This is a genomic window from Bradyrhizobium sp. 187, from assembly GCF_023101005.1.
GTDB lineage: Bacteria > Pseudomonadota > Alphaproteobacteria > Rhizobiales > Xanthobacteraceae > Bradyrhizobium > Bradyrhizobium canariense_D.
The window spans coordinates 4,208,031-4,232,014 of the sequence record NZ_CP064693.1 but is presented as its reverse complement, the minus strand read 5'-3'; the positions used below and the strand labels follow the sequence as shown (position 1 = coordinate 4,232,014).

The window sequence follows — 23,984 nt, the reverse complement described above, 5'->3', positions numbered from 1 at the left end:
GATCATGAGCTCTGCGAAATTCGACATCGTCGTTTATGGCGCGACCGGTTTTACCGGCCAGCTCGTCGCCGAATACCTGACCCAGCGTTACAAGAGCGACCACGCGCTCAAATGGGCGATGGCAGGCCGCAGCCTCGGCAAGCTGAAATCGGTCCGCGATGCGATCGGCGCGCCCGGGAATACGGCGTTGATTGTCGCGGATGCGTCGGATGCGGCTTCGCTGAAGGCGATGGCGGAGCAGACCATGTCGGTGATCACCACCGTCGGCCCGTATCAGCTCTATGGTGAAGAACTGCTCGCCGCCTGCGTGGCCACGGGCACGGATTATTTCGACCTCTGCGGCGAGCCGATCTGGATGCGCCAGATGATCGACAAGTACGAGGCGGCTGCAAAAGAGAGCGGCGCGCGGATCGTGTTTTCCTGCGGCTACGATTCCGTGCCGTTCGAGCTCGGTACGTTCTTCGTCCAGGAAGAGGCCAAACGTGTCTTCGGCGCGCCGGCCCCGCGGGTGAAAGGGCGTGTGCGCGACATGCGGGGCACGCTCTCGGGCGGCACCGCCGCCAGCGCTAAGGCGACCTTCGATGCGGTGGCCAAGGATCTCAGCCTTGTCGCCATTCTCAACGATCATTTTGCGCTGACGCCCGGCTTCACCGGCCCGAAGCAGCCGAAAGGCAACAGGGCCGCCTTCGAGGAGGATCTGCAATCCTGGGCCGCGCCGTTCACGATGGCGCTGATCAACACGCGCAACGTTCACCGCTCCAACATGCTGATGGGATTCCCCTACGGCCAGGACTTCGTCTACGACGAGATGGTCCTGACCGGTCCCGGCGAGAAGGGCGAGGCCAACGCCAAGCTCGTGATGGCTGCCAATGCGGGCAAGACCGGCCCCGACGCACCGAAGCCGGGCGAGGGGCCGTCGAAGGAAGAGCGTGAAAACGGTCTGTTCGATCTGCTCTATGTCGCGATCGCACCCGATGGCCGCATGGTTCGCGCCGGCGTCACCGGCGACCGCGATCCCGGCTACGGCTCGACCTCGAAGATGATCTCCGAATGCGCCATCTGCATGCTGCGGGACACGACTGACGTCGCAGCCGGCTTCTGGACCCCGGGCGCGGCGATGCAGCACAAGCTGATCAAGCGGCTGGTCGAGAATGCCGGGCTGACGTTCGCGGTGGAGAAGTAGAGGCGGTCACTTGCCGCAATCACGGTGTCATCGTCCGGCTCGACCGGACGATCCAGTATTCCAGAGACGGCACCGATTGAATCGAGAGGCCGCGGCGTACTGGATGCCCGCCCCGGTGCGCAAGTGCGCACAAGGCGGGCATGACAGCGTTCGTGCCACTACACCGCCCGCGCGTCGTAGGCGTACATGAACTCCATGCTTTTCGCGCCCAGCGGCAGCAGCCATTTCATCATCTGATTGCGAATCCACGCGCCGGTGGCGCTGAACTCGCGCTTGTTGTTGCCGTTACGGCGGGCCATGGCGACGATCTTTTCCGTGCGCGGGCGCCGTTCGGCCTCGAAGGCCTGGAAGGTGGCGCCGAGCTCCCGGCCTTGCTGCATCAACCGGGCGAGGCGCATCGCATCCTCCAGCGCGAGCGAGGCGCCCTGGCCGGCATGGGGGCTGGTCGCATGGGCGGCATCGCCGATCAGCAGCGAGCGCTTGCGCGACCAGGTCGGCAGGGTGGCGACGTCGAGCGTGTCGGTGACCACGATGTTCTCGGCTGCCTCGATGATGCCAGGGATCGGATCGTGCCAGCCGCGGTGGAAGCCGCGCAGGTGCTGCTTCAGCGTTGCATGGTCGAGCGCGCGAAACATCGCCGCGTCCATGCCGTGCGCGGGTTGCGTGCTCCACCACATCACGCCGTCGTTCGGATCGGGGCTGCAATAGCCGTAGCCAAAGAAGCCGCTCTGTCCGAACGTGGTTTCAACGTGCCGGCCGATCGGCCGGCCATCCAGGACGGCGTGCGGCACGAAGCCGCCGAAGCCGATCAGTCCGGTATCGAACGGCTGCGGCCCGTCCGGGACGACTTGGCGCCGCGTCACCGAGTGCACGCCGTCGGCGCCGATCACGAAGTCGCCTTCGGCCGTGGTACCGTCGGCGAAGTAGGCGATGATCGGCTGGTCGGCGCGATCCTCGATCTTGATCAGGCGCTTCTCGAAATAAAGTGAAACGCATGCGCACCAGGCCTTGTCGATCAGCATCTCGTTCAGCGTGGCGCGGCAGACATTGACCGCGGGCTGGCCGAAGCGCCGCGCCATGTCGCGATTGATCGAGCCGAGCCTCTCTCCGGCTTGCGAATAGAAGTCGAACGATTCCGCGATCGAGCCGCGGCTGATCAGCTCATTGGAAAGGCCAATCTCGTCCATGACTTGCATGCCGTTCGGCGCGATCTGAAGGCCGCCGCCGATGCCTTTCGAATAGGGCCAGCCTTCGTAGATCGCGGACTCGATGCCGGCGCGGCGCAGCAGGACCGCCGCGACGGGGCCGGCGATGCCGGCGCCGATGATCAGGGCCTTGCGAGGACGATAGGACATGGCTTGCTCCCGACGTTTCCGTGGTGCTAGGAGAATTACAGTCGCTAAATCTCTTAGTGACTAAGATATATATCGACTAAGATACGAGGTTTGCCTTGTCAAGGACGAAGGCGCGCGCCGCGCTGCTGCAGGAGCTCGAGGAGGCGATGCGCAGGTCGTCCGCGCAGGGCGTGCTTTATGGCCAGACCGTTGCGAACGTTGCCGGAATCGCCAATTCCGACCTCGAATGCATGGACATCCTGTACCTCGAAGGCCGCGTCACCGCCGGCCGGCTCGCCGAAGTCACGGGGCTCACGACCGGCGCCATCACCGGCGTGGTCGACCGGCTCGAAAAGGCGGGCCTGGTCCGTCGTGAGCGCGACGATGCCGATCGTCGCAAGGTCTTCATTGCCGTCGTGCCGGAGGCGATCGAAAGGCTCGGCCAGTTCTACGTGCCGATGCAGCAGGCGATGGAGAAGGTTTTTGGCGGCTATTCCGACCAGGAATTGCGCCTGCTGCTGCGCTTCGCCAATGAGGGCTACAAGGGCGTGCTCGCGGCGACCGCGGCGCTGAAGGGCCTGCTCGACACGCCGCCGGAGAAACGCCCCGATCTCAAGCTGAAGAAGCTTCGTCGCCAGACCTAGCCTTGTAGATCTGTGCAGCCGCGATCATGCCCCACATCGCGCCCAGCATCATCCAGAAGTGCCGCCAGTGGTCGGTGTCGATCACGAAGCTTTCGCCGACGGTGCCGACGAAGGCGGAGAACACCGCCAGATAAGCGCGCTGCCAGGGCACGGGCACGAAGATGTGCCTGACACCCATGATGACGGTCGTGAAGACCAGCGCGGGATAGCAGATGCCTGACAGCCAGCCGCCGGACATGAAGGCGTTGAGATAGGAGTTGTGGGTGTCCTCGGGGAAGAAGCGGTGGAATTGCAGAGGGCCGATGCCGAACGGCAGGTCGAGCGCCATCTCCGCTCCCAGGATGTGCCGCCCGAACCGGCCGAAGCGGCCTTCGTCATAGCTCTGATCGAAGCTCGCGCGCTGCTTGAACATCTCGGCGGTGGAATCGAACGACATCAACACCGCGATCAGCGCAAGGCCCAGCACCGCGGCCAGGATCGCCATGACGATGATACGCGAGCGTTGCGCGTTGGTGCGGCTGGTCAGCACCATCAGCGCCAGCATGAAGGCGGATGTCAGCACCAGCCCGCCCCAGGCGGCGCGGGAGAAAGCGAGCAGGATCGCCAGCGACATGATGCCGAAGGCGATGACGTTGCGAAACGCCTTGCCGAACTTGTCGGAGACGACGCTCTGCAGCGAGAACAGTGCCGGCAGGATCAGGAAGGCGCCGAGCACGTTCGGATCCTTGAAGGTGCCGCGCGCGCGTCCGTACAGCGTGAGGAGGTCGTCGCCGCCGGGAACCAGGTGGAAGTAGCCGGCGACCGCCGACAGCGAGGCGACCATCGCGCCGATCACGAGCCCGCGGCGGAGCATATCGAGCCGGGCGGCGGTGTCCTCCGACGTGACCATGGCGAAGAACACGACTGTGACCGCCATGTACCAGGAGGTCGCAATCCAGCTCACCACCTCGGACTGCTCGAACAGCGGGATCGCGCTGATCGTATAGCCGATATTGAGCAGGACCAGCATCAGCACCAGCGGCATCAAAGCGAGCCGCAGACGCAGTCCGGTGGCGAAGAAGGTGACGGTGGCCAGCAGCGTCACGATCTCGTAGGGGCTCGGCTCGATGAACACGATCGCGCCGGAGGCGCCGACCAGCCATACCAGCGCGCGCTGGAGCGCCAACACGCCGGGCGCAGCCCGAACCGCTGCATTCATCTCCCCGGCTGTTGCCGCATACGCCATCACACGCTCATACGTTTACGCAACTGGTACGCCACAAATACCGCTGTCATCGCCCGGCTTGACCGGGCGATCCAGTACTCCGCGGCGTCTATTGCGGAAGCGGCCGGCGCCGCGGAGTACCGGATGCCCCGCCCCAGTGCGCAACAGCGCACAAGGAGGGGCATGACGGAAAAATTCAACTCAATACGCGTTCTCGTTCTTGGTCAGCAGCGAGATCGGCGTCTTCAGCAGAATGACGAGATCGAACAGCACCGACCAGTTCTCGATGTAATAGAGGTCGAACTCGACGCGCTTCTGGATCTTCTCTTCGTTGTCGATCTCACCGCGCCAGCCGTTGATCTGGGCCCAGCCGGTGATGCCGGGCTTGACCCGGTGGCGGGCGAAATAGCCGTCGACGGCTTCGTCGAACAGGCGGCTTTGCAGCTTGCCCTGTACCGCATGCGGACGTGGGCCGACCAAAGAGAGATCGCCGGAGAAGACCACGTTGAAGAGCTGCGGCAGCTCGTCGAGGCTGGTCTTGCGGATGAAGCGGCCGACGCGGGTGACGCGCGAGTCGTTCTTGGTCACGACCTTCGAGGCCGTCGGATCAGCCTGATGATGGTACATTGAGCGGAACTTGTAGACGTCGATGCGCTCGTTGTTGAAGCCGAAGCGCTTTTGGCGGAATAGCACGGGTCCGGGGCTGTCGAGCTTCACGGCCAGCGCCACCAATCCCATCACCGGCAAGGCCACGAGCAGCGCGAGGGTGCCGACCACGCGGTCGAACAGCCATTTCATCACCAGGTCCCAGTCGGTGATCGGCGCCTCGAACACGTCCAGCGTCGGTACCTCGCCGATATAGGAATAGGAGCGGGGGCGGAAGCGTAGCTTGTTGGTGTGTGCGGAGAGGCGGATGTCCACCGGCAGCACCCAGAGCTTCTTCAGCATCTCCAAGATGCGCGTCTCGGCGGAGATCGGTAGCGCGAACAGCACGAGATCGACGCGGGTGCGGCGGGCGAATTCGACGATGTCGTCGACCTTGCCGAGCTTGCGCGCGCCGGCACAGGTGTCGAGCGCGCGGCTGTCGTTGCGGTCGTCGAACACGCCGAGCACATGGATGTCGGAATCCTCCTGCTGCTTCAGCGCCTCGACCAATTGTTCGCCGTTGCGGTCGGAGCCGACGATGATGGTGCGGCGGTCGAGCCGGCCCTCGCGCCCCCAGGCGCGCACTAGCGAGCGCAGCACCAGACGCTCGCAGAGGAGCGCGGCGAGCCCGAGGACGTAAAAGGCGGCAAGCCAGAGCCGCGATATTTCGCTGCCGAACTTGGCGAAGAAGGAGATGCCGATGAACAACAGGAAGACGAACGACCAGGACGAGATCATCCGCGTCATCTGCCGGAGCTGACCGCGGAACAACTGCACCTGATAGATGTCGGCGGCCTGGAAGCAGACCACGGCGGAGACCGCGACGGCGATGATCTGCGCGGGATAGATCCAGCTGAAGGAGCCGGCGTGCGGCATGACATAGCCGAGATAGAGTACGATGCCGACGAGGCTCAGCAGCGCGAAATCGGCGAGGCGCACGAAGCCGGTGATCACGATCGGCGAATAGGCGCGGGCGACCTTCTGGTTGACGACGTCGAGCGCGGCGGCCGAGAGCCGTTGACGCCGCTCCACAAAGGGCCGGTCAGCCGGCTTCGCCGCGGCGCTGGTCGCGGCATCGAGCATCGAGCGTGCGTTGAGCGGTTCCACGGGCGTCCACGTCCATTCCAAAAACCCGCGGGCCGCGTCCTTGCGTCCCGGGCGAGTATCCCCTGGCGCTTGGGTTATCGGACAAATCGGAAGATTCTCTAAAGCGGGTCTTAAGAATGGTTAGTGATTGGTAAATGCGTCGCGATAGCCCGCGAGCACGCCCTCGACCATCGCCTGCTGCGAGAAATGCGCGGAGATGCGCTCGCGAAGCGACAAGGCGCGCTGCGCTGTTCCCAGCGGATTGTCGAGCGCGGCCGCGATCGCCTCCGCCATGGCTTCCGCGTTGCTCGGCGCAAACAGCGCCGGGTTCTCCGCGCCGAAAATCTCGAGAATGCCGCCGATCTTGGACGCAATCATCGGTATCCCGGCGGCACCGGCCTCGATCACGACATAGGGCATGGAATCGCCACGCGAGGGAACGACCAGCAGCCGCCCCTTGGAAAAGCCGTAGCGTGCCTTGACGTGACCGATGAAGCGGATGGCGCTGGAGAGGCCGAGCCTCTCGACTTGCGCTTTGAGCGCCGCGGTCTCCTCGCCGTCACCGCCGAGCGTCAGCGTGACCTTCTTACCGCCCTCGTGCAGGCGCGCCACCGCGTCGACCAGCAGATCGGCGCCCTTGATGTGCCTGAACTCACCGACATAAGCGAGGTCGGTGGCGTCGTCGGCCATGACGACAGGTTCGAATTCCTCCGGCGTCACGCCGTTGAAGACGCAATGCACCACGCCCTTCGGCTTGCCGACGATGCGCTGATAGGTGTCGCGGGCAAACGCGCTTTCGAACAGGAACAGGTCGGTCGCATCCATCAGCGCACGCTCGAGCCGCGCGTAAAACTCGCCCTTGAGGGTGTTGAGGGGATAATGCAACGAGCCGCCATGCGGGGTGTAGATGCGGATGGTGTCGTCGGATCGCCGCCGCATCCGGATGAAAGCGCCGGCCTTGGCGCCGTGGCCATGCATGACGTCGGGCTTGAGCGTGGCGATCAGGCGCCGCAAGCGAAACCAGACCAGGACATCGTCAGGCGACGGTTCGCGGCGGATCGCCATCCGGTGCACGCCGAGCTTCAGCCGCGGTGCGAGCTCGGCAAGGGCCTTGTCGGCGCGCTCACCGCCGGTGAGACTGTCGGCGAGAATTCCGACGTGATGGCCACGATCGACCTGGCCGTTGGCGACGTCGAGGATGTGGCGGAAGATGCCGCCGACCGGAGCGCGCACGGCGTGCAGGATGCGAAGCGGCTGGTCGGGAGAGGGGGGCATGATCAAAACCAGCGCTCGACGGCGAATGCTCGAACAATCTGACGAAATATCGAGACGGATTAAGAGGCCTCGTGGTTAACAAACGGTGACGGACGCACCTGCGCGAGCCGCCCGACGCTGCGATTAACCCAGCGGCAACCTTAATGGAGTGTAATCGCCCTGGTTGAGGTAGGTTCGTGGCGTTGCGCCTGCGGGAGTGTTCGATGCGTTTAGCGTTCTGGCGTGCCGGCAAGGACAAGGCGGTGGTCAAGCGGGCTGTCTCGAAGGCAGCAGCCAAGCGGGCTGAACTCGAGCCCAGCATTGAAGCAAAGCCTGCGCCCGTTGCTCCGCGGTCGGCGCCAGTCGAATCCGGCGACATCGACCTGCACGCGCTCGGCGCGGCATTGGCGCGCAAGCGCGGCTGGATCATCGTTCCGACGGTGCTGGCGCTCGTCGCATCCATCGCAATCGTCAATCTCATCACGCCGCGCTACAAGTCTGAATCCCGTATCCTGATCGACGGCCGTGAGAACGTGTTTCTGCGGCCCAATAGCGATCGCGCCGAGGAACGGCAGGCGCTCGACGCCGAAGCCGTCACCAGCCAGGTGCAGCTCGTGCTGTCGCGCGATCTCGCGCGCGAGATCATCAAGAAGAACAAGCTTGCGGAGCGGCCCGAGTTCGATCCGGTGCTGCAAGGCGTTTCGCCGCTGAAGTCTCTTGCGGCGCTGGTCGGCATCGGCCGCGATCCGTTCTCGATGACGCCGGAAGAGCGGGTGCTGGACGCCTATTACGAGCGCCTCCAGGCCTACGCCGTCGACAAGTCACGCGTCATCGTGATCGAATTCCAGTCTGCCGATCCCGATCTCGCCGTGCGCGTCGCCAATTCGATCGCCGACGGCTATCTCGTGCTCCAGCAGGATGCGCGCCAGGACCAGGCCCGAAACGCCAGCCAGTGGTATGCCGGCAGGATCGATGAGCTGCGACGGAATGTCTCCGAGGCCGAAGCGAAGGCCGAGGACTTCCGCTCCAAGTCGAGCCTGTTCGTCGGCACCAACAACACGACGCTATCGAACCAGCAGATGGGCGAGGTCAACACCCAGCTCAACAATGCGCGCGCGCTCAAGGCCGATGCCGAGTCCAAGGCGCGCCTGATCCGCGAGATGATCCAGAGCGGCAAACCGATCGAATCGTCGGAAATTTTGAACTCGGAATCGATGCGCACGCCTTCGCAGCAGCGCGTGGCGTTGCGGGCCCAGCTGGCCGAGCAATCGTCGACGTTGCTCGGCAACCATCCGCGCATCAAGGAGTTGAAGGCGCAGCTCGCCGACCTCGACACCCAGATCCGCGACGAGGCCGCCAAGCTCGCCCGCACGCTCGAAAACGATGCGCGTGCCGCCAGCGGGCGCGTTCAGGAATTGTCGGCGAGCCTCGAGCAGCTCAAGAAGCAGGCGACGGCCACCAACGGCCAGGACGTGCAGCTCCGCGCCCTCGAGCGTGAGGCCAAGGCGCAGCGCGACCTGCTCGAAACCTATCTCGCGAAGTACCGTGAGGCCAACACCCGCGAGACCATCGACACCGCGCCGACGGATGGCCGCATCATCTCGCGCGCCGTCGTCTCGAACACGCCGGCCTACCCGAAGAAGCTGCCGATCGTGCTGATCGCGACGATCGCGACACTGCTGCTCTCGTCGGGCGTCGTCGTCACCGGAGAGTTGTTGCGCCAGACCGCGCCCCGTGCGGTGGCGGTGTTCACGCCAACGCTCATGCGGGCGTCGGCTCGCCAGGAACAAATCGTCCAACCGGTGGTCGTCGAGCCCTTCGCCGATCCGGTCGTCGACCCGGTCATGGCAGAACCCGCGCCGCTGCAGCCGGAGATGACGGCCGATGCCGATGTCGCCGAATTCGCGGAGATCGAGCATCTGGCCGACAGCCTGCGCGCCGCCGGAGCCATGGCGAAGAAGGTCACGGTGCTCGGCACTGCGAGCGGCGAAGCCATCACGCTGTCGACGCTGACATTGGCCCGGCACCTGGCGCGCGATGCGCGGGTCGTCGTGGTCGATCTCGCCGCGTCCTCGCCGACCATGGCCGCCGTGTCCGTCGATGCCTCGGCACCCGGCCTCGCCGAACTGATGCAGGGCGAGGCGTCGTTCGCGCAGATCATCACCCGGGACAAGCTCTCGCGGCTGCATCTGGTCATGGCAGGCCGCCCCGGCTTCGATCGCAGCCTGTTGCAGTCGCCCCGCGTGACGCTCGCGATCGACGCGCTGCTGCGCGCCTACGACCACGTGCTGCTCGATGCCGGCAGTGCCTCCGACCTTCCGGCGGAGCTCCTGACGGCGAATGCCCGCGCCGTCGTCGTGCCCGACGCGTCGATGGCGCCGGATGCGCGCGCACTGATGTGCGAGCAGCTCAGCGCCGTCGGATTCAATGAAGTGACGATGCTGAACAGACCGGTGCAGCCGTCGGATGCGAGGGACGCGCCGCGCGTCGTGGCGGCGTAGGCGTTTCTTACCCTCTCCCCCTGTGGGAGAGGGTGGCTCGCCGCGATAGCGGCGAGACGGGTGAGGGGTCTCTCTCCGCGCGTGCCTCTCGCATTTTGACTTGCTGATACAACCCCTCATCCGGCGCTTCGCGCCACCTTCTCCCACAAGGGGAGAAGGTGGGCAGTCGTGCAATGGCGAGAGCTACCCGAACGCTCGCCGCAGCCGCTGCGCCAGGTCGAACAACATCTGGTTCTGTTTCACCAGCCGCTTGCCGTGGCTCAGCGAGGACATCGCCATGGCCGCGAGCTTTCCGCGTGACGTCAGCGGAACGAAACTGTCGAAGATGTCCTGGTCGTCCTTGCAGAACATCCGCTTGTACTCGTCCGAGCCGATGCCGAGGTCGAGCGAGCGGTAGCCGCGCTCGGCGCAGCGGTCGATGATGTAGCGCATCAGGATCAGCCCGGGGCTGTAGCGGGCGTGCTCGGACATCGTGTAGGTGTTGAACATCATCGAGAAGCGCTGGCCGTCGGCGACGCCAGCGAAGATTGCGATCACCTCGTCGTCGCATTCGAGCGCGTGGATGTCGATGACGCGGCCGTCGCCGCGTGGTGCAAGGCAGGCGCTGCGGACGAATTGCTCGACGCCGGGCTCTGCGAAGACGTTGGGCAGCTTCTGTTCGGCCATCCGAGCCGGCTTGATACGGAAGAACCAGTCGAGCAGGCGGGTGATGTCCGCATCGGTGGTCGCCAAATGATAGCGATAGCCGGCGAGCGCCTGGAGCTTCTTCTCCTTGCTCTTGAGGCGGCGGCGGAAGGAGTTGCTGATCCGCGATGCCGGCGGACCGCCCGGTTCCATCGTGAGCAGCGGGCAGCCGTTGATCGCGCTTTGGCGTGGCAAATGCGCGAACGGGTTCTGCTGGTCGTTCCAGTGCAGCGGCTGCTGCGTCAGTGCGAGCACGTCGGCATGTTCGTTGAGCGGCGCAAGCAGCGCGTCGAGATCACCGCTGGCGACCTGCGCTGCAAATTCGGCGTTCCACAAGCCCATGTTGAAGGTCGTATGCTTGCCGCCCATGAAGCAGGCGGTGCGCACGCCGTGGCTTTGGCGCAGCGAGAGCGGCAGCAGCAGCAGCGGCCGATGCTCGGAGTCGCGGGCAATGACGATAAAGGGGCGGGCGCGTTCCTGCTCGCCGACCAGACGCTGCCAGGGACTGAGCAGATCAAATCGCTGATAGGGCGTGAAGAGATGACCGGGCTGCTCGAAGGCGCGCCAGACGGCCTCGGCCGCGCCGAGATCGGTCACGATATCGACATGCGCGATGCGGCCCGCTTTCGACTGCGCTGGCAATTCTGCCGTCCGGCTTTGCATCGCCGCAGCCATGGTCATTCGCGAACCTGTCGAGAAATCAAAAATATGCGTAATTCGGCCTGTGGCCGACCTTTGCAAAGAAATGTCAACAAAGGGTAATGACTATAAGAGGGGACCGGCCGCCGACGGGCGCGAGGTGGGACATTGGCATCCGACGACAGATGGCTGGAACGGCTGCGACTTGAGCTGACCTGGTTCACGGGCCAGGCTGCGCTGCGCAGTCGTGGAGCCGGCGCCATCCTGCGCTTTGCGCATGTGCGGTCGCGCCGGCGCGGCGGGTTTCAGCCGCTGCGCGAGAACGAGATCACGCCGCATTTCCTCGATCGCGCCATTCGCGCGCTGAAGCGGTGGAACTATGATTTCGTCGGCATGGACGAGGTCTGCCGGCGCGCGGTGACGCTGTCGGAACAGCGGCGCTTCGTGGCACTCACCTTCGACGGCGCCGGCAAGGATCTGATCGACTTTGCCTATCCGGTGCTGGCGCGCCACGCCGTGCCCTTCACGATCTATGTGCCCACGGCGTTTCCCGACGGCGTCGGTGAGGCCTGGTGGCTCGGACTCGAACAGGTGATCGCGCGCGAGAGCCGTGTCAGTCTCTTGATGGGCGAGAAGGAGCAGCGCTTCACTGTGACTGGCAACGCGGAGAAGCAGGCGCTGTTTTCGTTCCTCGAGGCCTGGCTGCGCTCGCTGCCGCCGGCGGATGTGTCGGCTGCGATCGCAGACCTCTGCACGCGCTACCGGGTCGACCTTGCCGCGCTCTCACGCGAGGCATCGATGAATTGGGAGGATCTGGCAAGGCTTTCGGCCGATCCGCTGGTGACAATCGGCAGTGCGACCGTGAACTATCCCGTTCTCGCCAACATGAAGGATGCGGCCGCACTGCGCGAGATGACGATGGGCAAGGCGGTGGCGGAGGCGGCCTTCGATCGCGACATCCGGCATCTCGCCTTTCCGTTCGGTGATCGCGCCTCGTTCCGGCGCAGCCATGTCATCATGGCGGAGGAGGCGGGCTTTGCCAGCGCGGTGACGACGATCCCGGGCGTGGTGGACGCGGAGGGACGCACCAATCTGCGCGCGCTGCCGCGCATTTCCTGGGACGGCCGGGTGCGCTCGCTGCGCATGATGCGGGTGCTGGTGTCGGGGGTCGCTTTTGCGCCGGTGAAGCCGACTGGCACTGCTGGGACCTAGAAGCGCTACGAACTGGAAGCGCTACGAACTCGACTTGGCCCGGTCCGGCCGCTGCATCCAGCTCACGATCGGCATCGCCGGCAGCACCCAGCCCATGCCGACCACCACGTAGTAGATCGCCTGCCGCCAGCCGGATTCGGCGATCCACGGCATCTGCGCCAGCGCCATGCCGAGCAGTGCCCAGACGGTGGCGAGCACCAGGAGCAGGATGGTGCCGAGGAACTTGCGAGTGCGGATCGTCATGACGGAATATCGCGGCTTTCGCGTAACTTGCGCTGCGGGAGCGGGGGACTATAAGGGGCACGCAGTCCGGTTCAAGCTCTGGTTTTGCCTCGAATGACGACGAATTCCGCCCCGTCCGAGCCGTATCGCGCCGTGCGCTGGTGGCTGATCTCAGTGGCTGCGCTGATCGCGCTGATGGTGCTGGTCGGAGGCGCAACGCGGCTGACGGAATCCGGGCTCTCGATCGTCGAGTGGAAGCCGGTCACGGGCAGCGTGCCGCCACTTTCGGAAGCGCAGTGGACGGCGGCCTTCGAGGCCTACAAGACGATCCCGCAATATCGCGAACTCAACGCCGGCATGAGCCTGTCCGAGTTCAAGGAGATCTTCTGGTGGGAATGGAGCCATCGGCTGCTCGGCCGTTTCATCGGCGTCGCCTATCTGTTGCCGTTCCTGTTCTTCCTCTGGCGCGGCGGCCTGTCCGGTGAGTTGAAGCGGCGGCTGTGGCTATTGTTTGGGCTCGGCGGCCTCCAGGGCGCGGTCGGCTGGTGGATGGTGGCCTCGGGGCTGTCCGAACGCGTCGAGGTGTCGCAATATCGGCTGGCGACACATCTTATGCTCGCGCTCGTGATCTTCGCCGGCATCGTCTGGACGGTGCGGCGGCTCGCCGGGCGTCCGCAGATCGCAGCATCGTCGCGGCTGCGCTTTACCAGCGCCTTGCTCCTCGCGGTGACCTTTATCCAGATCTATTTTGGTGCTCTGGTTGCGGGCCTGCGCGCCGGCCGCGCCTACAACACCTGGCCGCAGATCGACGGCGCGTTCATTCCCTCAGGGGAGCGGCTGTGGTTCGAGACGCCGTGGTGGCGCAACATGTTCGACAATGTGCTGACGGTGCAGTTCGAGCACCGGATGACGGCCTATGCGCTGTTCGCGCTGGCGGCGTTGCACGCGTTCGATGCGGTCCGTTCACGCGCGGGTTCTGCGGCAAGCGGCGCGCTCTTGCTGCTGGGCGCGGTCAGCCTGCAAGGCGTGCTCGGCATCCTCACGCTGCTCAACCAGGTGCCGATCGATCTCGCGCTCGCGCATCAGGCAGTTGCGATCGTGGTGCTGACGCTTGCGGTGATGCAGACAGAGCGGCTCGCGCCGCGTGGCGCAACCGAAGCGCAGCCGCGCGCCGTTCCCGTCGGTCAGGCCGGCTGATCGGATCTGCTCTTCAGCAATAGCCGTAGATGCCGCACGAGTAGGGCAGGCGCCAGAAATAATCGACCTGCTTCCCGCCGTAATACGCGCCCTGGTAATCGTAGTCCCAGGGGCGGCCGTAATAGCCCGGCAGCGTGTGCGACCCCGGCAGCAGTGGCGTACCCGGTAAATTGCGGACGTAGCTGCCGATGCCGTAGGCCGGCGAGATCAGCGCATCCGGATCGGTCTCGACATAGACCTGCGGCGGCTCCTGCGGCGGAGCGGCGGCCCGCCGCCTCGGCGTGGCCGGCAGATCGGCGGCGAACGCAGCTGAGACTGTCAACATCGCCGCAAGGGCAGGCACCATCCAGCGCAGCATCGTCGGCTCCGAATCAAAGGGGGCGATCCAGTGACGATGTATGCGGCAGATATGGTTAATGACTGTTAACTGGAGCCGGACTCCCGGGGCACATCAAAGCGCCCCGGAATGTCCAGGACAGCTACGTGCCCAGTGCCTGTTCCAGATCGGCGATCAAATCTTCCTTGTCCTCGATGCCGATCGAGAGCCGCACCACGTCGGGGCCGGCGCCGGACTTGACCTTGGCGGCGTCGTCGAGCTGGCTGTGCGTGGTCGAGGCCGGATGGATGACCAGCGAACGGGTGTCGCCGACATTGGCCAGATGCGAGAACAGCTGCAACTTCGACACCAGGCTGACGCCGGCATCGTAGCCGCCCTTCAGGCTGAAGGTGAACACGGCGCCGGCACCCTTCGGCGCGTATTTGCGCGCGAGCTGGTTGTACTTGTCGCTTGCAAGGCCCGCATAGTTCACCGCGGCCACCGCCGGATGGCCGGCGAGGAATTCGGCGACCGCTTTCGCATTGTCGCAGTGCTTCTGCATGCGCAGCGGCAATGTCTCGATGCCGGTGAGGATCATGAAGGCGTTGAACGGCGACAGCGCGGGTCCGAGGTCGCGCAGGCCGAGCACGCGGCAGGCGATCGCGAAGGCGAAATTGCCAAACGTCTCCTGGAGCCGGATGCCGTGATATTCGGGCCGCGGCTCCGATAGCATCGGATATTTGCCGCCTGTCGACCAGTCGAAAGTGCCGGCATCGACGATGATGCCGCCGATCGAATTGCCGTGGCCGCCGAGAAATTTCGTCAGCGAGTGCACGACGATGTCGGCGCCGTGGTCGATCGGGCGGATCAGATAGGGCGAGGCCAGCGTATTGTCGACGATGAGCGGTACGCCCGCCTTGCGCGCCACCGTCGAGATCGCCTCGATGTCGGTGATGCTGCCGGCGGGATTGGCGATGGACTCGATGAAGATCGCTTTCGTGCGCGGCGTGACCGCGCGTTCGAAGCTCGCGATGTCGTCGGGATCGGCCCACACCACGTTCCAGCCGAAGCTCTTGAACGCGTGGGTGAACTGGTTGATGGAGCCGCCATAGAGCTTTCGCGCGGCGATGAACTCGTCGCCGGGCTGGAGCAATTGCTGCAACACCACGACCTGCGCGGCATGGCCCGAGGCCACCGCCAGCGCGGCCGTGCCGCCTTCGAGCGCCGCGACGCGCTCTTCCAGCACGGCGTTGGTGGGATTGCCGATGCGGGTATAGATGTTGCCGAACGCCTGCAGGCCGAACAGAGAGGCGGCGTGGTCGGCATCGTTGAAGACGAACGACGTCGTTTGATATATCGGAGTCGCGCGCGCACCGGTGGTGGGATCGGGCTGTGCACCGGCATGCACGGCGAGGGTCGAAAATCCCGGAAGGCGATCGCTCATTGAGGGCGTCCTGTTCTCGTGGTCTGAAATCGCGCGGCATGCTGATTGGCGCCGCGGCTGCCGTCAAGGCGCGGCTTCACATCGGAACGATCGTGCTACGCATTGTCGCGTTCGCGAATGAAACCTTCGCAATTGCGTCAGCTTTGCTCGGTCTTGTTTTTGGCGGCGCGGTCCGATGCCGCAGTGTCGCCGCCGCCGACACTCATCCGATTGAGGGATAGCCGCATGCCCTGCGTCGGTACCGGAGCGCGTTTGGAGCTCAGCGTGCGCGAATTGACGCCCATCCACGAGATCTCCGACGACAGGCGGCCATATTCGATCTTGGGGCAGCGGTTCATCACCACCTTGATACCGACCGATTCCGCCTTCAGCGCCGCCGCATCGTCGCGCGCCCCCAACTGCATCCAGATCACCATCGGCAGCGGATCGAGCGTGAGGGCTTCCTCGACCACCGGCATGATGTGGCTGGAGTTGCGGAAAATGTCGATCATGTCGACCGGACGGCCGATGTCGGACAGCGAGGCGACGAAGGGTTTTCCGAGCAGCTCCTTGCCGACATGGCCGGGATTAACCGGAATCATGTCGTAGCCGCGCTGGGCCAGATATTTGAACGCGAAATAGCTCGGCCGCACGTTGGCAGGCGAAGCGCCGACCATCGCGATCGACTTCACGTTGTTGAGGATGCCCCGGATGTAATTGTCGGGATAGGCGTCGTGGTTCATTGGCTCATCTTTTCGGGCTCATCTTTCGCCGTCATTGCGAGGAGCGAAGCGACGAAGCAATCCAGTCTGTCTCCGAGGAGGGATTCTGGATTGCTTCGCTTCGCTCGCAATGACGAATTACTCATCCCGCCATGTCGGCGTGCGCTTCTCGATGAAGGCGCCAATGCCTTCCTCGGCGTCGCGCGCCATCATGTTCTCGGTCATCACCTCTGCCGCATAGCGATAGGCATCTGCAAGGTTCATCTCGGCCTGGCGGTAGAACGCCTCCTTGCCGAGCTTGACGGTATAGGCGGATTTCAGCGCGACCTGTTCGGCGAGCGCAATGGCGGCATGGCGCTCGCTGCCGGCGGCGACGACACGATTGACGAGCCCGATCTCGCGAGCGCGTGCGGCCGGGATCGGCTCGCCTGTCAGCAACATCTCCATCGCCTGCTTGCGCGGCACATTGCGCGACAGCGCCACCATTGGCGTCGAGCAGAACAGGCCGATGTCGACGCCCGGAGTGGCGAAGTGTGCTGCTTCCGAGGCGATCGCGAGATCGCAGCTGGCCACGAGCTGGCAGCCGGCGGCAGTGGCGATGCCCTGAACGGATGCGACCACGGGCTTGGGCAGGTGCACGATCGCCTGCATCATCGCGCTGCAGGCGGTCATCATCTCGGCGAAGAAGGCACGGCCGCGATCCGGGTCGCCGCGACGCGCGGTCAGCTCCTTCATGTCGTGGCCGGCGGAGAAGGCGGGACCGTTGGCCGCGATCACGACGCCGCGGACGGACTTGTCGTCGCGGATCTCGTTGAGCTCGGCATGCAGGCTTGCGATCATCGCCGCCGACAGGCTGTTGCGGGCCGCCGGGCGGTTCAGGGTCAGGACCGCGATAGGGCCGACGGTCTCGCGCAGCAGGATCGGCAGTTGCGGGGAGGGGGCGCGGGCGGCCTGGACGGACATCAAAGCGTTTCCGGTTGGATTATTGCGATTGGATGACGCAGATAACTTAATGTAACAGGGGACGTGAAGCGAGGGTGAGGGGCAGCATGGCGTTAGCGAAAATGAGCGTGGCGGAGCTCGAGCAGTTCCTCCGCAACGAGTTTCCCCAGGCCTTCAGCGGCGACGACATCACGATCGAGAGCGCGGACGGTCAGGCCTGCCTTTTGCGTCAGCGCTATAGCGAAAAGATGCTGCGGCCGGGTGGAACCGTGTCCGGCCCGACCCTGATGGCGCTCGCCGATTTCGCGATGTACGTGGTGCTGTTGTCCGCGATCGGGCCGATCGGGCTCGCGGTGACCACCAATCTCAACATTAACTTCCTGCGCAAGGGCCAGCCCGGGCAGGACGTGCTGGCGGAGGCGCGGCTGCTCAAGCTCGGCAAGCGCCTCGCAGTCGGTGAGGTGAAGCTATTGTCCGGCACCTCGCCCGATCCGATTGCGCATGTCACCTCGACCTATTCCATTCCAAACGTTTGAACTTTTTACGGGTATCTTAATACCATATTTCCAAGTCGTTGATATTTAACAAGTAAATTCCGCCTTTGGGCATTGACCGCGGCGCCTCTGTTCTCTAGAAAACCGCCAGTCCGGTGCGGTGTTCGCGCCGATGCTCCCCGTTCACGGAAACTCTGACATGAAAACCTTTTCGGCAAAGCCGGCTGAGGTGACGAAGAAGTGGGTACTGATCGACGCCAAGGGTCTGGTCGTCGGCCGTCTCGCCACCATCGTCGCCATGCGCCTGCGCGGCAAGCACCTCCCGACCTACACCCCGCACGTTGATTGCGGCGACAACATCATCATCATCAACGCGCAGCATGCGGTTCTCACCGGCCGCAAGCGCGAGCAGAAGACCTATTACAAGCACACCGGCTATGTCGGCCACGTCAAGGAGCGCACCGCGCGCCAGATCCTCGAGGGCAAGCATCCCGAGCGCGTGCTCGAGAAGGCCGTCGAGCGCATGATCCCGCGTGGCCCGCTCGGTCGCGTCCAGATGGGCAACCTCCGCGTCTATGGCGGCGCCGATCATCCGCACGAGGCCCAGACGCCCGAGAAGATCGACATCGCCAAGTTGAACCGCAAGAACACGAGGGCCGCATAACATGGCCGAATCCATCCAGTCGCTCGACCAGCTCTCGCAGCTCAAGACGGCGGCCGCGCCCGACGCGCCCAAGCACGAGAAGAAAGTCGACAAGTTCAACCGCGCCTATGCCACCGGCAAGCGCAAGGACGCGGTCGCCCGCGTCTGGATCAAGCCAGGCGCCGGCAAGGTCACGGTCAACGCGCGCGAGGTCGAGGTCTATTTCGCCCGTCCCGTGCTGCGCATGATGATCGAGCAGCCGTTCTCCGTGGCCGCGCGGTCCGGCCAGTATGACGTGATCTGCACCGTCGCCGGCGGTGGTCTGTCCGGCCAGGCCGGTGCCGTCCGTCACGGCATCTCCAAGGCACTGACCTATTTCGAGCCGGAGCTGCGCACCGTGCTCAAAAAGGGCGGCTTCCTCACCCGCGACTCCCGCGTGGTCGAGCGCAAGAAGTACGGCAAGGCCAAGGCCCGCCGGTCCTTCCAGTTCTCGAAGCGTTAATCGCATCGGTCGCATTCGTCGCGAAAGCGGCTTCAATGAGATGCAAAAGGGCGCTGATTTCAGCGCCCTTTTTGCTGTTCGTTTGTATGCAAATTGATGGCGTGTTTCCTGAAAACTTGGGCTCGCATGAAAACCTGAATGGAACCCGCGGGACATAGCGTCGCTTTTGGAAGGGCGCGCAAATCGGTTGATCCGATCGCGTAACTGCTATGTCTAGAAGGGGGCCGACATGATGTCGCTCGATAGCATCACGCTCTATTTGGTCGCCACCATGGTCGCCGCACTGCTCGGCGCCATGATGGTGTTTTTCGGAAGGCAGGAGAATAGCGCTGCGCTGAAATGGTGGGGCACCGCCTATCTCCTCGGCGCCGCATCGGTCGCGCTCTGGACGGCGGCGGGCGACAGATTGGGGCCGCATCTTTACCTTGCGCTGAACGCGGTCGGCTTCGTCGCGTGCGGCATGGTGTGGAATGCGGCGCGCGTCTTCCGCGGCCGCAAGCCGAATTGGCCGGGTCTCCTGGTCGGCGCGCTCGCCTGGGTCGCTGCCGCCACGTTGCTCGATCCCGCCGCGTCCATGCTGCGCATGATCGTCGGCGCCGGCATCGTGTCGGTCTATGCGGCGTTGACCGCCAGCGAGCTCTGGGTCGAGCGACGCAAGAGCCTGCAACGGCGCTGGCCGGCCTTCGTGGTGCCGGTGATGCACGGCTGCGTCTTGATGCTGCCGATCGTGCTCGGCAGCTTCCTGCGTCCGCACGATGCGGGTTTCGCCAGCAGCATCTGGGTCACCGTGTTCGCGGTCGAGCTCGTGCTTTATGCCGTCGGCACCGTGTTCGTGATCTTCATGCTGGTGTCCGAGCGCACCGTCACCGCGCACCGGACCGCCGCCTCCACCGATCCGCTGACCGGCATGCTCAACCGCCGCGGCTTCTCGGAAGCCTGCGGGCGCGTGATCGAGCGCGAGGCAAAGGCCGGACGTCCCGTGACCGTGATGATCTTCGATATCGATCATTTCAAGTCGATCAACGACCGGTTCGGCCATCCCGCCGGCGACGAGATGCTGAAACTGTTCTCGACCGTCGTCGTCAGCAATCTGCGCATCAGCGACATGTCGGGTCGCATCGGCGGCGAGGAGTTCGCCGCCCTCCTGCCGTGTTCGCTCGAGGAGGGCGTGCTGGTCGCTGAGCGCGTGCGCGAGGCCTTCGAGACCTCCGGCGTCGTCGTCGACGAGGGCCCGGTCGACACCACCGTCAGCATCGGCGTCGCCGGCGGTCCGGCCGGCACCGAGCTCGAAGTGCTGCTGGCCTCGGCCGACACCGCGCTCTACCAGGCCAAGCGCGGCGGCCGAAACCGCGTCGAGTCGGCGGAGGAGCTGCCACTGTCGCTGGAGAACTGGCGCCGCCAGAGCGCCGCGCGGATCGGCGTGCCCAACACGCAGTCCAAAGCGCAGCCGGCGACGGCCTAGGCAAAGGAGGCCTCGCGGTAATCCCCTGTTTACCATTCGATCCCTACCATTGCGGTCATGGAATCGATCCGTCGACAGAACCCGCAGACCGCCTTGATGTCGCTCGAAGCCGCGGCGACTTCGGCACGCGGCGGCTTCGCGTGCCTGTTCTCGACCGCGGACGAATACGAGAGCGCGCTGATCACCGAGCGCCGCGCCCAGGGGCGCTACACGCAAGGCCGCAATTACTGGCCGCTCGCGCTGTTCGCCGGTTGTGCGCTGATGGTGGTGGGCACCGTTCTGCTGCTCGCCTGAGTGATCTGCATTCTTGGACCGGGCAGGGCGCCGTTTCGGCGCCTTTTTCTTTGTCGCGGGCTGCGGTAGACACGCCCATCGAACAAAATGGGTGGAAACAGATGATCACCGAGATCGCGCAAATCGACGTCAAGCCGGGCAGCGAGAAGGATTTTGAGGCCGCCGTTGCCAAGGCGAAGGCCGCTTTCGGCCGCTCCAAGGGTTTTCACGGTTTCGAGCTGCACAAGTCGATCGAGAAGCCGCAGCGCTATCGTCTGATGGTGAAGTGGGAGACGCTCGAGAACCACACCGTCGATTTTCGCGGCTCCGAGAATTTCACCGAATGGCGCGGCCTCGTCGGCCAGTATTTTGCGGCACCGCCTGAGGTGGAGCACACCGAAACCGTGCTCATCACCTGAGGCGGCTCAGGCCGCCTCCGCCAGAGGCGGCGCTTCATACGTCTTGAAATGGTCGATCACGACTTTGGCGATGGCGACCAGTGGCAGCGCCAGCGCCAGGCCCCAGATCCCGAACACGACGCCGAGCAGGATCTGGAACGCGAACAGCGTGGCCGGCGGAATGTCCAGTGCCTGCCGCTGCAGCAGGGGCGTCAGCACGTAGCTCTCCATGGCGTGGACGCCCATGAAGAGGAGAAACGCCGACAGCGCCGGAATCCATCCTGAGGCGAGGCTCGCCAGCACGACCACGACGCCGGCTATGATGGCGCCGACGGTCGGAATGAAGCCGAGCAGTCCCGCCTGAATCCCGAGAATGAAGGAGCCCGGGATGCCGATGATGAGAAGCCCGATCCAGGTTACCGCGCCGACCGCGAGCATGACGATCATCTGTGCGATCAGCCATCGTTCAAGTGTCTCGCTGACGCGGTCGATGATGACGGCCGTGCGCGCGCGATGTTTTGCAGGCGCGATGAACAGCAATCCCTCGCGATAGACGCTGGGTTGGGCGGCGAAGGCGACTCCCAGAAACAGCACGATGAAGATGTTTCCCACGCCGTGGATGGTGCCAAGCAGCAGCTTGAACGTCTGGCTCACGATCGCCCCGCCGCTGGAGGCAAGGGCGCCTGCGCCGGGTATTGCCCCGCGCGACGCCGTGCCGGCCGACGGCGTCGGCTCCGGTTGCGCGTCGGGAGACGAACCGGGTCCGGAGCTCCCGAAATCGAAGAAGCTGGTGTCGATGCCGTGATTGTCCAGGAATGATTTGACGTTGCCGATCTGGGATTTGATGGTTTTGCTGAGTCCCGCCGCCTGATCGGCGATGGTGGCGCCGCCGAGATATGCGATGCCCGCGAGCATCAGCGCGAGGGCCAAGCAGACGATCGCGAGCCGCAGCGTATGCGGAAGACGCGCGTGCCGGCCAAGCGCGTTGGTCAGCGCGTTGAGCCCAAGGCCCAGCAGCACCCCGGCGAAGATCAGGAGCAGGGTGGTCGCGAAGTACCAGGAGAACGCGAGCAGCACGGCGAACAGCACCACACCGATGCCGCCGACCGAAATGCCCCAAGCCAGATCAAAACGGGTCGGGGGTCGTTCATTCGGGAATGTGATCACGCAATGGCCTTTAGGTGGAACGGGGGGCACTCTTTCGACAAACACGCTTTTGATCAAGACCGCGTCAACGCGCTGGTTTGACGCTGCCGTATGAACGGTGCAGACCGACGAGGAGAGAACAGGTGGGGCGCGCTTGAGTTTCATCAGCAAATGGGTGGGTCTGCTCGGGCTTCTGGCCGTGCTCGTGATTGGCGACCAGATCCGGATCAATCGGCCCGGTCACAAATATCGCCTCGGGGTCGAGGTGACGACGCCTGACGGGATCAAGACCGGGTCGGGCATTCTGTCCGTCGTGCCCGATCGCGGCTATAGCCGGGGCGGCCGCACCACGATGCGCGGCGAGGCCGTGTTCGTCGACCTCGGCCGGGGAAAGAATGTGGTGGCATTGCTCGCGCATCAGCAGGGCGCGAAGCTCGATCTCGACGACATCAACTATGTCGCGCTCCGCGCTTATGGCGCTGCGCGAGGCAACCGCGTCTCGTTCAACGAGCTCAACCGGCAGACCGGCGTCGTCGCGGTGCAGGGCGACCTAATGCCCACGCTGGTGAGCTTTGGCGATCCCCTGGACCCTACGACCGCGCGCCTTGTCGCCGGCGACCATGTGGAGGCGGTGCTGGGCGACGGTTACGCACTCCGTGGCCTTACCGCCGAAATAGTGCCCAACGGGCTTTGGCCGATCGATTTCGGTGGCGCGCTCGGGGAGCCCGTGACGCGCGGAATCGAGACGAAACTGCCCTGGTTGGCTGCGCCGGGCGACCCGGCGGCGACCGCGCTGAAGACCGCCGGCCTGCCCCTTGGCGGCGCGATCGTGGCCCGGGAGGCATTTGCGCGAAAATAGCATTGCCGTCCCGCGTACCCTTCTGTTGAATTTGTTCCACCCCAGGGGCATGTTTGGAGAATCGTCTTCGGCGAGAGGTCTGAACGGGAGATGAGAAAGCCGGTCGTCGGCGTGATCGGGAACGCCCATCGCGTTGAGAATCGATTTCAGGTCCAGATGGTCGGCGAGCGTAATCTGCGCGCCGTGGCCGAGGTTTCCGGCGGTCTGCCGGTGATGTTCGCGGGCTCGCCCGACATCACCGATATCGGCGCGCTGCTCGATACCGTCGACGGAATCGTGCTCACCGGCGCCCGCGCCAACGTCCATCCGACCCGTTTCAACGTCGATCCGTGTGAGGCGCACGAGCCCTACGACATCCACCGCGACGAGGTGGCGCTGGCGCTCTCGGTCGCCTGCGTTGCCCGCGGTATCCCGCTGTTCGGCATCTGCAGGGGCCTCCAGGAGATGAACGTCGCCTTCGGCGGCTCGCTGCATCCCGAGATCCGCGAAATCCCGGGCCGCATGAACCATCGCATGCCAAGGCTTGAGAATGGTGAGATCCATCCCGACCCGACAGTGGTGTTCGCCGATCGTCACGACGTCGATCTGACACCGGGCGGCGCGTTCGCGGAATTGCTCGGCTGTGACAAGATCAGGGTCAATTCGCTGCACGGCCAGGGCATCCTCGATCCCGGCAAGCGCGTGCTGATCGAGGGCATTGCCGAGGACGGCACCATCGAGGCGATCCGCATCGCGGAAGCCAAGACCTTTGCGCTCGGCGTGCAATGGCACGCCGAATACGACCCGCAGCACAATCCGATCAACCGAAAACTGTTCGAGGCGTTCGGTCAGGCCATGGTGGCGAAGCAGCGCGCGGCGGCGTAGCTGCGGGGCTGCGCCGAGGCCTATAAGGCTATCGATCGTTGCGACCGGCGGCGGAGGATTGGCGATTTTCGCAAACAGGCACGAGAACTAGTCTCCAGGATGGATTTCGCGGCGCTGAATGCATCCTGCGAATTA

24 protein-coding genes are annotated in these 23,984 nt (G+C 64.6%); 13 read left to right on the top strand and 11 right to left on the bottom strand.

Translation table 11 applies throughout. From position 1 onward, the window contains the following. Window positions 1–4 precede the first annotated feature (4 nt). Complete coding sequence (locus IVB19_RS20250; RefSeq protein WP_085353387.1) at window positions 5–1,183, top strand: saccharopine dehydrogenase family protein; 1,179 nt, start codon at window positions 5–7, stop codon at window positions 1,181–1,183. Between the two features lie 158 nt (window positions 1,184–1,341). Here IVB19_RS20250 and IVB19_RS20245 read toward each other — a convergent pair whose 3' ends face one another. After that, window positions 1,342–2,538, bottom strand: coding sequence for an FAD-dependent monooxygenase (locus IVB19_RS20245; protein ID WP_018455134.1), 1,197 nt, complete (start codon window positions 2,536–2,538; stop codon window positions 1,342–1,344). Window positions 2,539–2,684: 146 nt separating this feature from the next. Between IVB19_RS20245 and IVB19_RS20240 the strand changes: the two genes are divergently transcribed. Continuing rightward, window positions 2,685–3,161: a MarR family winged helix-turn-helix transcriptional regulator gene (locus IVB19_RS20240; protein ID WP_051112981.1), complete on the top strand. Its 477-nt coding sequence runs from the start codon at window positions 2,685–2,687 to the stop codon at window positions 3,159–3,161. Here the strand turns inward: IVB19_RS20240 and IVB19_RS20235 are convergent. The 3 genes from IVB19_RS20235 to IVB19_RS20225 all read right to left on the bottom strand — a co-directional run bounded on the left by IVB19_RS20235 (window position 3,130) and on the right by IVB19_RS20225 (window position 7,371). Beyond that, a complete protein-coding gene (locus tag IVB19_RS20235) occupies window positions 3,130–4,386 on the bottom strand; it encodes an O-antigen ligase family protein (protein ID WP_026232883.1) in 1,257 nt (418 codons plus the stop codon). The two genes, IVB19_RS20240 and IVB19_RS20235, sit on opposite strands and share 32 nt — an antisense overlap. A gap of 180 nt (window positions 4,387–4,566) precedes the next feature. Continuing rightward, the gene (locus IVB19_RS20230) at window positions 4,567–6,117 is read right to left on the bottom strand and encodes an undecaprenyl-phosphate glucose phosphotransferase (RefSeq protein ID WP_018455131.1); all 1,551 of its coding nucleotides are present in this window, start codon (window positions 6,115–6,117) and stop codon (window positions 4,567–4,569) included. Window positions 6,118–6,237: 120 nt separating this feature from the next. Next, window positions 6,238–7,371, bottom strand: coding sequence for a glycosyltransferase family 4 protein (locus IVB19_RS20225; protein ID WP_085353585.1), 1,134 nt, complete (start codon window positions 7,369–7,371; stop codon window positions 6,238–6,240). 203 nt (window positions 7,372–7,574) lie between these two features. Between IVB19_RS20225 and IVB19_RS20220 the strand changes: the two genes are divergently transcribed. Then, window positions 7,575–9,851, top strand: coding sequence for a GumC family protein (locus IVB19_RS20220; protein ID WP_085353383.1), 2,277 nt, complete (start codon window positions 7,575–7,577; stop codon window positions 9,849–9,851). Window positions 9,852–10,034: 183 nt separating this feature from the next. On the opposite strand, the gene IVB19_RS20215 is transcribed toward IVB19_RS20220, so the two are convergent. Beyond that, window positions 10,035–11,216, bottom strand: a complete 1,182-nt coding sequence (locus tag IVB19_RS20215) for a GNAT family N-acetyltransferase (protein ID WP_085353381.1) — start codon at window positions 11,214–11,216, stop codon at window positions 10,035–10,037. 126 nt (window positions 11,217–11,342) lie between these two features. Between IVB19_RS20215 and IVB19_RS20210 the strand changes: the two genes are divergently transcribed. After that, window positions 11,343–12,386: a polysaccharide deacetylase family protein gene (locus IVB19_RS20210; RefSeq protein ID WP_018455127.1), complete on the top strand. Its 1,044-nt coding sequence runs from the start codon at window positions 11,343–11,345 to the stop codon at window positions 12,384–12,386. A gap of 21 nt (window positions 12,387–12,407) precedes the next feature. On the opposite strand, the gene IVB19_RS20205 is transcribed toward IVB19_RS20210, so the two are convergent. Continuing rightward, the gene (locus tag IVB19_RS20205; protein WP_007603477.1) at window positions 12,408–12,629 is read right to left on the bottom strand and encodes a DUF2842 domain-containing protein; all 222 of its coding nucleotides are present in this window, start codon (window positions 12,627–12,629) and stop codon (window positions 12,408–12,410) included. Between the two features lie 93 nt (window positions 12,630–12,722). On the opposite strand from IVB19_RS20205, the gene IVB19_RS20200 reads away from it, so the two are divergent. After that, on the top strand, window positions 12,723–13,805 hold the full coding sequence (locus tag IVB19_RS20200) for a COX15/CtaA family protein (RefSeq protein ID WP_247385782.1): 1,083 nt from the start codon (window positions 12,723–12,725) through the stop codon (window positions 13,803–13,805). Window positions 13,806–13,818: 13 nt separating this feature from the next. Here the strand turns inward: IVB19_RS20200 and IVB19_RS20195 are convergent, their stop codons facing one another. The 4 genes from IVB19_RS20195 to IVB19_RS20180 form a co-directional block, all read right to left on the bottom strand. Beyond that, the gene (locus IVB19_RS20195; protein ID WP_247385784.1) at window positions 13,819–14,163 is read right to left on the bottom strand and encodes a hypothetical protein; all 345 of its coding nucleotides are present in this window, start codon (window positions 14,161–14,163) and stop codon (window positions 13,819–13,821) included. Window positions 14,164–14,284: 121 nt separating this feature from the next. Next, window positions 14,285–15,565: an O-acetylhomoserine aminocarboxypropyltransferase gene (locus IVB19_RS20190; protein ID WP_085353375.1), complete on the bottom strand. Its 1,281-nt coding sequence runs from the start codon at window positions 15,563–15,565 to the stop codon at window positions 14,285–14,287. A 137-nt stretch (window positions 15,566–15,702) separates the two neighbouring features. Next, window positions 15,703–16,287, bottom strand: coding sequence for a CoA-binding protein (locus IVB19_RS20185; RefSeq protein ID WP_018455123.1), 585 nt, complete (start codon window positions 16,285–16,287; stop codon window positions 15,703–15,705). Window positions 16,288–16,404: 117 nt separating this feature from the next. Next, window positions 16,405–17,229 carry an enoyl-CoA hydratase gene (locus IVB19_RS20180; RefSeq protein WP_204511362.1) on the bottom strand — a complete coding sequence of 275 codons (825 nt, stop codon included), beginning with the start codon at window positions 17,227–17,229 and terminating at the stop codon, window positions 16,405–16,407. An 86-nt stretch (window positions 17,230–17,315) separates the two neighbouring features. Between IVB19_RS20180 and IVB19_RS20175 the strand changes: the two genes are divergently transcribed. The 6 genes from IVB19_RS20175 (at window position 17,316) to IVB19_RS20150 (ending at window position 21,001) form a co-directional block, all read left to right on the top strand. Next, a complete protein-coding gene (locus IVB19_RS20175; RefSeq protein ID WP_007603483.1) occupies window positions 17,316–17,744 on the top strand; it encodes a PaaI family thioesterase in 429 nt (142 codons plus the stop codon). Between the two features lie 157 nt (window positions 17,745–17,901). Further along, the gene (gene rplM, locus IVB19_RS20170; protein ID WP_018455120.1) at window positions 17,902–18,366 is read left to right on the top strand and encodes a 50S ribosomal protein L13; all 465 of its coding nucleotides are present in this window, start codon (window positions 17,902–17,904) and stop codon (window positions 18,364–18,366) included. A 1-nt stretch (window position 18,367) separates the two neighbouring features. Beyond that, window positions 18,368–18,847, top strand: a complete 480-nt coding sequence (rpsI, locus tag IVB19_RS20165; protein WP_007603485.1) for a 30S ribosomal protein S9 — start codon at window positions 18,368–18,370, stop codon at window positions 18,845–18,847. 229 nt (window positions 18,848–19,076) lie between these two features. Next, the gene (locus tag IVB19_RS20160) at window positions 19,077–20,309 is read left to right on the top strand and encodes a GGDEF domain-containing protein (protein ID WP_247385786.1); all 1,233 of its coding nucleotides are present in this window, start codon (window positions 19,077–19,079) and stop codon (window positions 20,307–20,309) included. A 57-nt stretch (window positions 20,310–20,366) separates the two neighbouring features. Further along, the gene (locus IVB19_RS20155; protein WP_018455118.1) at window positions 20,367–20,603 is read left to right on the top strand and encodes a hypothetical protein; all 237 of its coding nucleotides are present in this window, start codon (window positions 20,367–20,369) and stop codon (window positions 20,601–20,603) included. Between the two features lie 101 nt (window positions 20,604–20,704). Next, window positions 20,705–21,001: an antibiotic biosynthesis monooxygenase family protein gene (locus IVB19_RS20150; RefSeq protein WP_018455117.1), complete on the top strand. Its 297-nt coding sequence runs from the start codon at window positions 20,705–20,707 to the stop codon at window positions 20,999–21,001. A 6-nt stretch (window positions 21,002–21,007) separates the two neighbouring features. Here the strand turns inward: IVB19_RS20150 and IVB19_RS20145 are convergent, their stop codons facing one another. Further along, entirely contained in the window at window positions 21,008–22,144 is a 1,137-nt protein-coding gene (locus IVB19_RS20145; RefSeq protein ID WP_039799329.1) for an AI-2E family transporter, read from the bottom strand. A gap of 136 nt (window positions 22,145–22,280) precedes the next feature. Here IVB19_RS20145 and IVB19_RS20140 point away from each other — a divergent pair, with 136 nt between their 5' ends. Continuing rightward, window positions 22,281–22,985, top strand: coding sequence for a hypothetical protein (locus IVB19_RS20140; protein WP_085353583.1), 705 nt, complete (start codon window positions 22,281–22,283; stop codon window positions 22,983–22,985). Window positions 22,986–23,075: 90 nt separating this feature from the next. Then, window positions 23,076–23,849: a gamma-glutamyl-gamma-aminobutyrate hydrolase family protein gene (locus IVB19_RS20135; protein WP_018455114.1), complete on the top strand. Its 774-nt coding sequence runs from the start codon at window positions 23,076–23,078 to the stop codon at window positions 23,847–23,849. Window positions 23,850–23,984: the final 135 nt, after the last annotated feature.

Coding starts and splice junctions, on each gene's coding strand:
- IVB19_RS20215 (WP_085353381.1), bottom strand. CDS start 11,216: ATGACCATGGCTGCGGCGATGCAAAGCCGGACGGCAGAATTGCCAGCG.
- IVB19_RS20160 (WP_247385786.1), top strand. CDS start 19,077: ATGATGTCGCTCGATAGCATCACGCTCTATTTGGTCGCCACCATGGTC.
- IVB19_RS20200 (WP_247385782.1), top strand. CDS start 12,723: ATGACGACGAATTCCGCCCCGTCCGAGCCGTATCGCGCCGTGCGCTGG.
- IVB19_RS20135 (WP_018455114.1), top strand. CDS start 23,076: ATGAGAAAGCCGGTCGTCGGCGTGATCGGGAACGCCCATCGCGTTGAG.
- rplM (WP_018455120.1), top strand. CDS start 17,902: ATGAAAACCTTTTCGGCAAAGCCGGCTGAGGTGACGAAGAAGTGGGTA.
- IVB19_RS20155 (WP_018455118.1), top strand. CDS start 20,367: ATGGAATCGATCCGTCGACAGAACCCGCAGACCGCCTTGATGTCGCTC.
- IVB19_RS20250 (WP_085353387.1), top strand. CDS start 5: ATGAGCTCTGCGAAATTCGACATCGTCGTTTATGGCGCGACCGGTTTT.
- IVB19_RS20195 (WP_247385784.1), bottom strand. CDS start 14,163: ATGCTGCGCTGGATGGTGCCTGCCCTTGCGGCGATGTTGACAGTCTCA.
- IVB19_RS20245 (WP_018455134.1), bottom strand. CDS start 2,538: ATGTCCTATCGTCCTCGCAAGGCCCTGATCATCGGCGCCGGCATCGCC.
- rpsI (WP_007603485.1), top strand. CDS start 18,368: ATGGCCGAATCCATCCAGTCGCTCGACCAGCTCTCGCAGCTCAAGACG.
- IVB19_RS20175 (WP_007603483.1), top strand. CDS start 17,316: ATGGCGTTAGCGAAAATGAGCGTGGCGGAGCTCGAGCAGTTCCTCCGC.
- IVB19_RS20235 (WP_026232883.1), bottom strand. CDS start 4,386: ATGGCGTATGCGGCAACAGCCGGGGAGATGAATGCAGCGGTTCGGGCT.
- IVB19_RS20150 (WP_018455117.1), top strand. CDS start 20,705: ATGATCACCGAGATCGCGCAAATCGACGTCAAGCCGGGCAGCGAGAAG.
- IVB19_RS20205 (WP_007603477.1), bottom strand. CDS start 12,629: ATGACGATCCGCACTCGCAAGTTCCTCGGCACCATCCTGCTCCTGGTG.
- IVB19_RS20185 (WP_018455123.1), bottom strand. CDS start 16,287: ATGAACCACGACGCCTATCCCGACAATTACATCCGGGGCATCCTCAAC.
- IVB19_RS20190 (WP_085353375.1), bottom strand. CDS start 15,565: ATGAGCGATCGCCTTCCGGGATTTTCGACCCTCGCCGTGCATGCCGGT.
- IVB19_RS20220 (WP_085353383.1), top strand. CDS start 7,575: ATGCGTTTAGCGTTCTGGCGTGCCGGCAAGGACAAGGCGGTGGTCAAG.
- IVB19_RS20240 (WP_051112981.1), top strand. CDS start 2,685: ATGCGCAGGTCGTCCGCGCAGGGCGTGCTTTATGGCCAGACCGTTGCG.
- IVB19_RS20225 (WP_085353585.1), bottom strand. CDS start 7,371: ATGCCCCCCTCTCCCGACCAGCCGCTTCGCATCCTGCACGCCGTGCGC.
- IVB19_RS20180 (WP_204511362.1), bottom strand. CDS start 17,229: ATGTCCGTCCAGGCCGCCCGCGCCCCCTCCCCGCAACTGCCGATCCTG.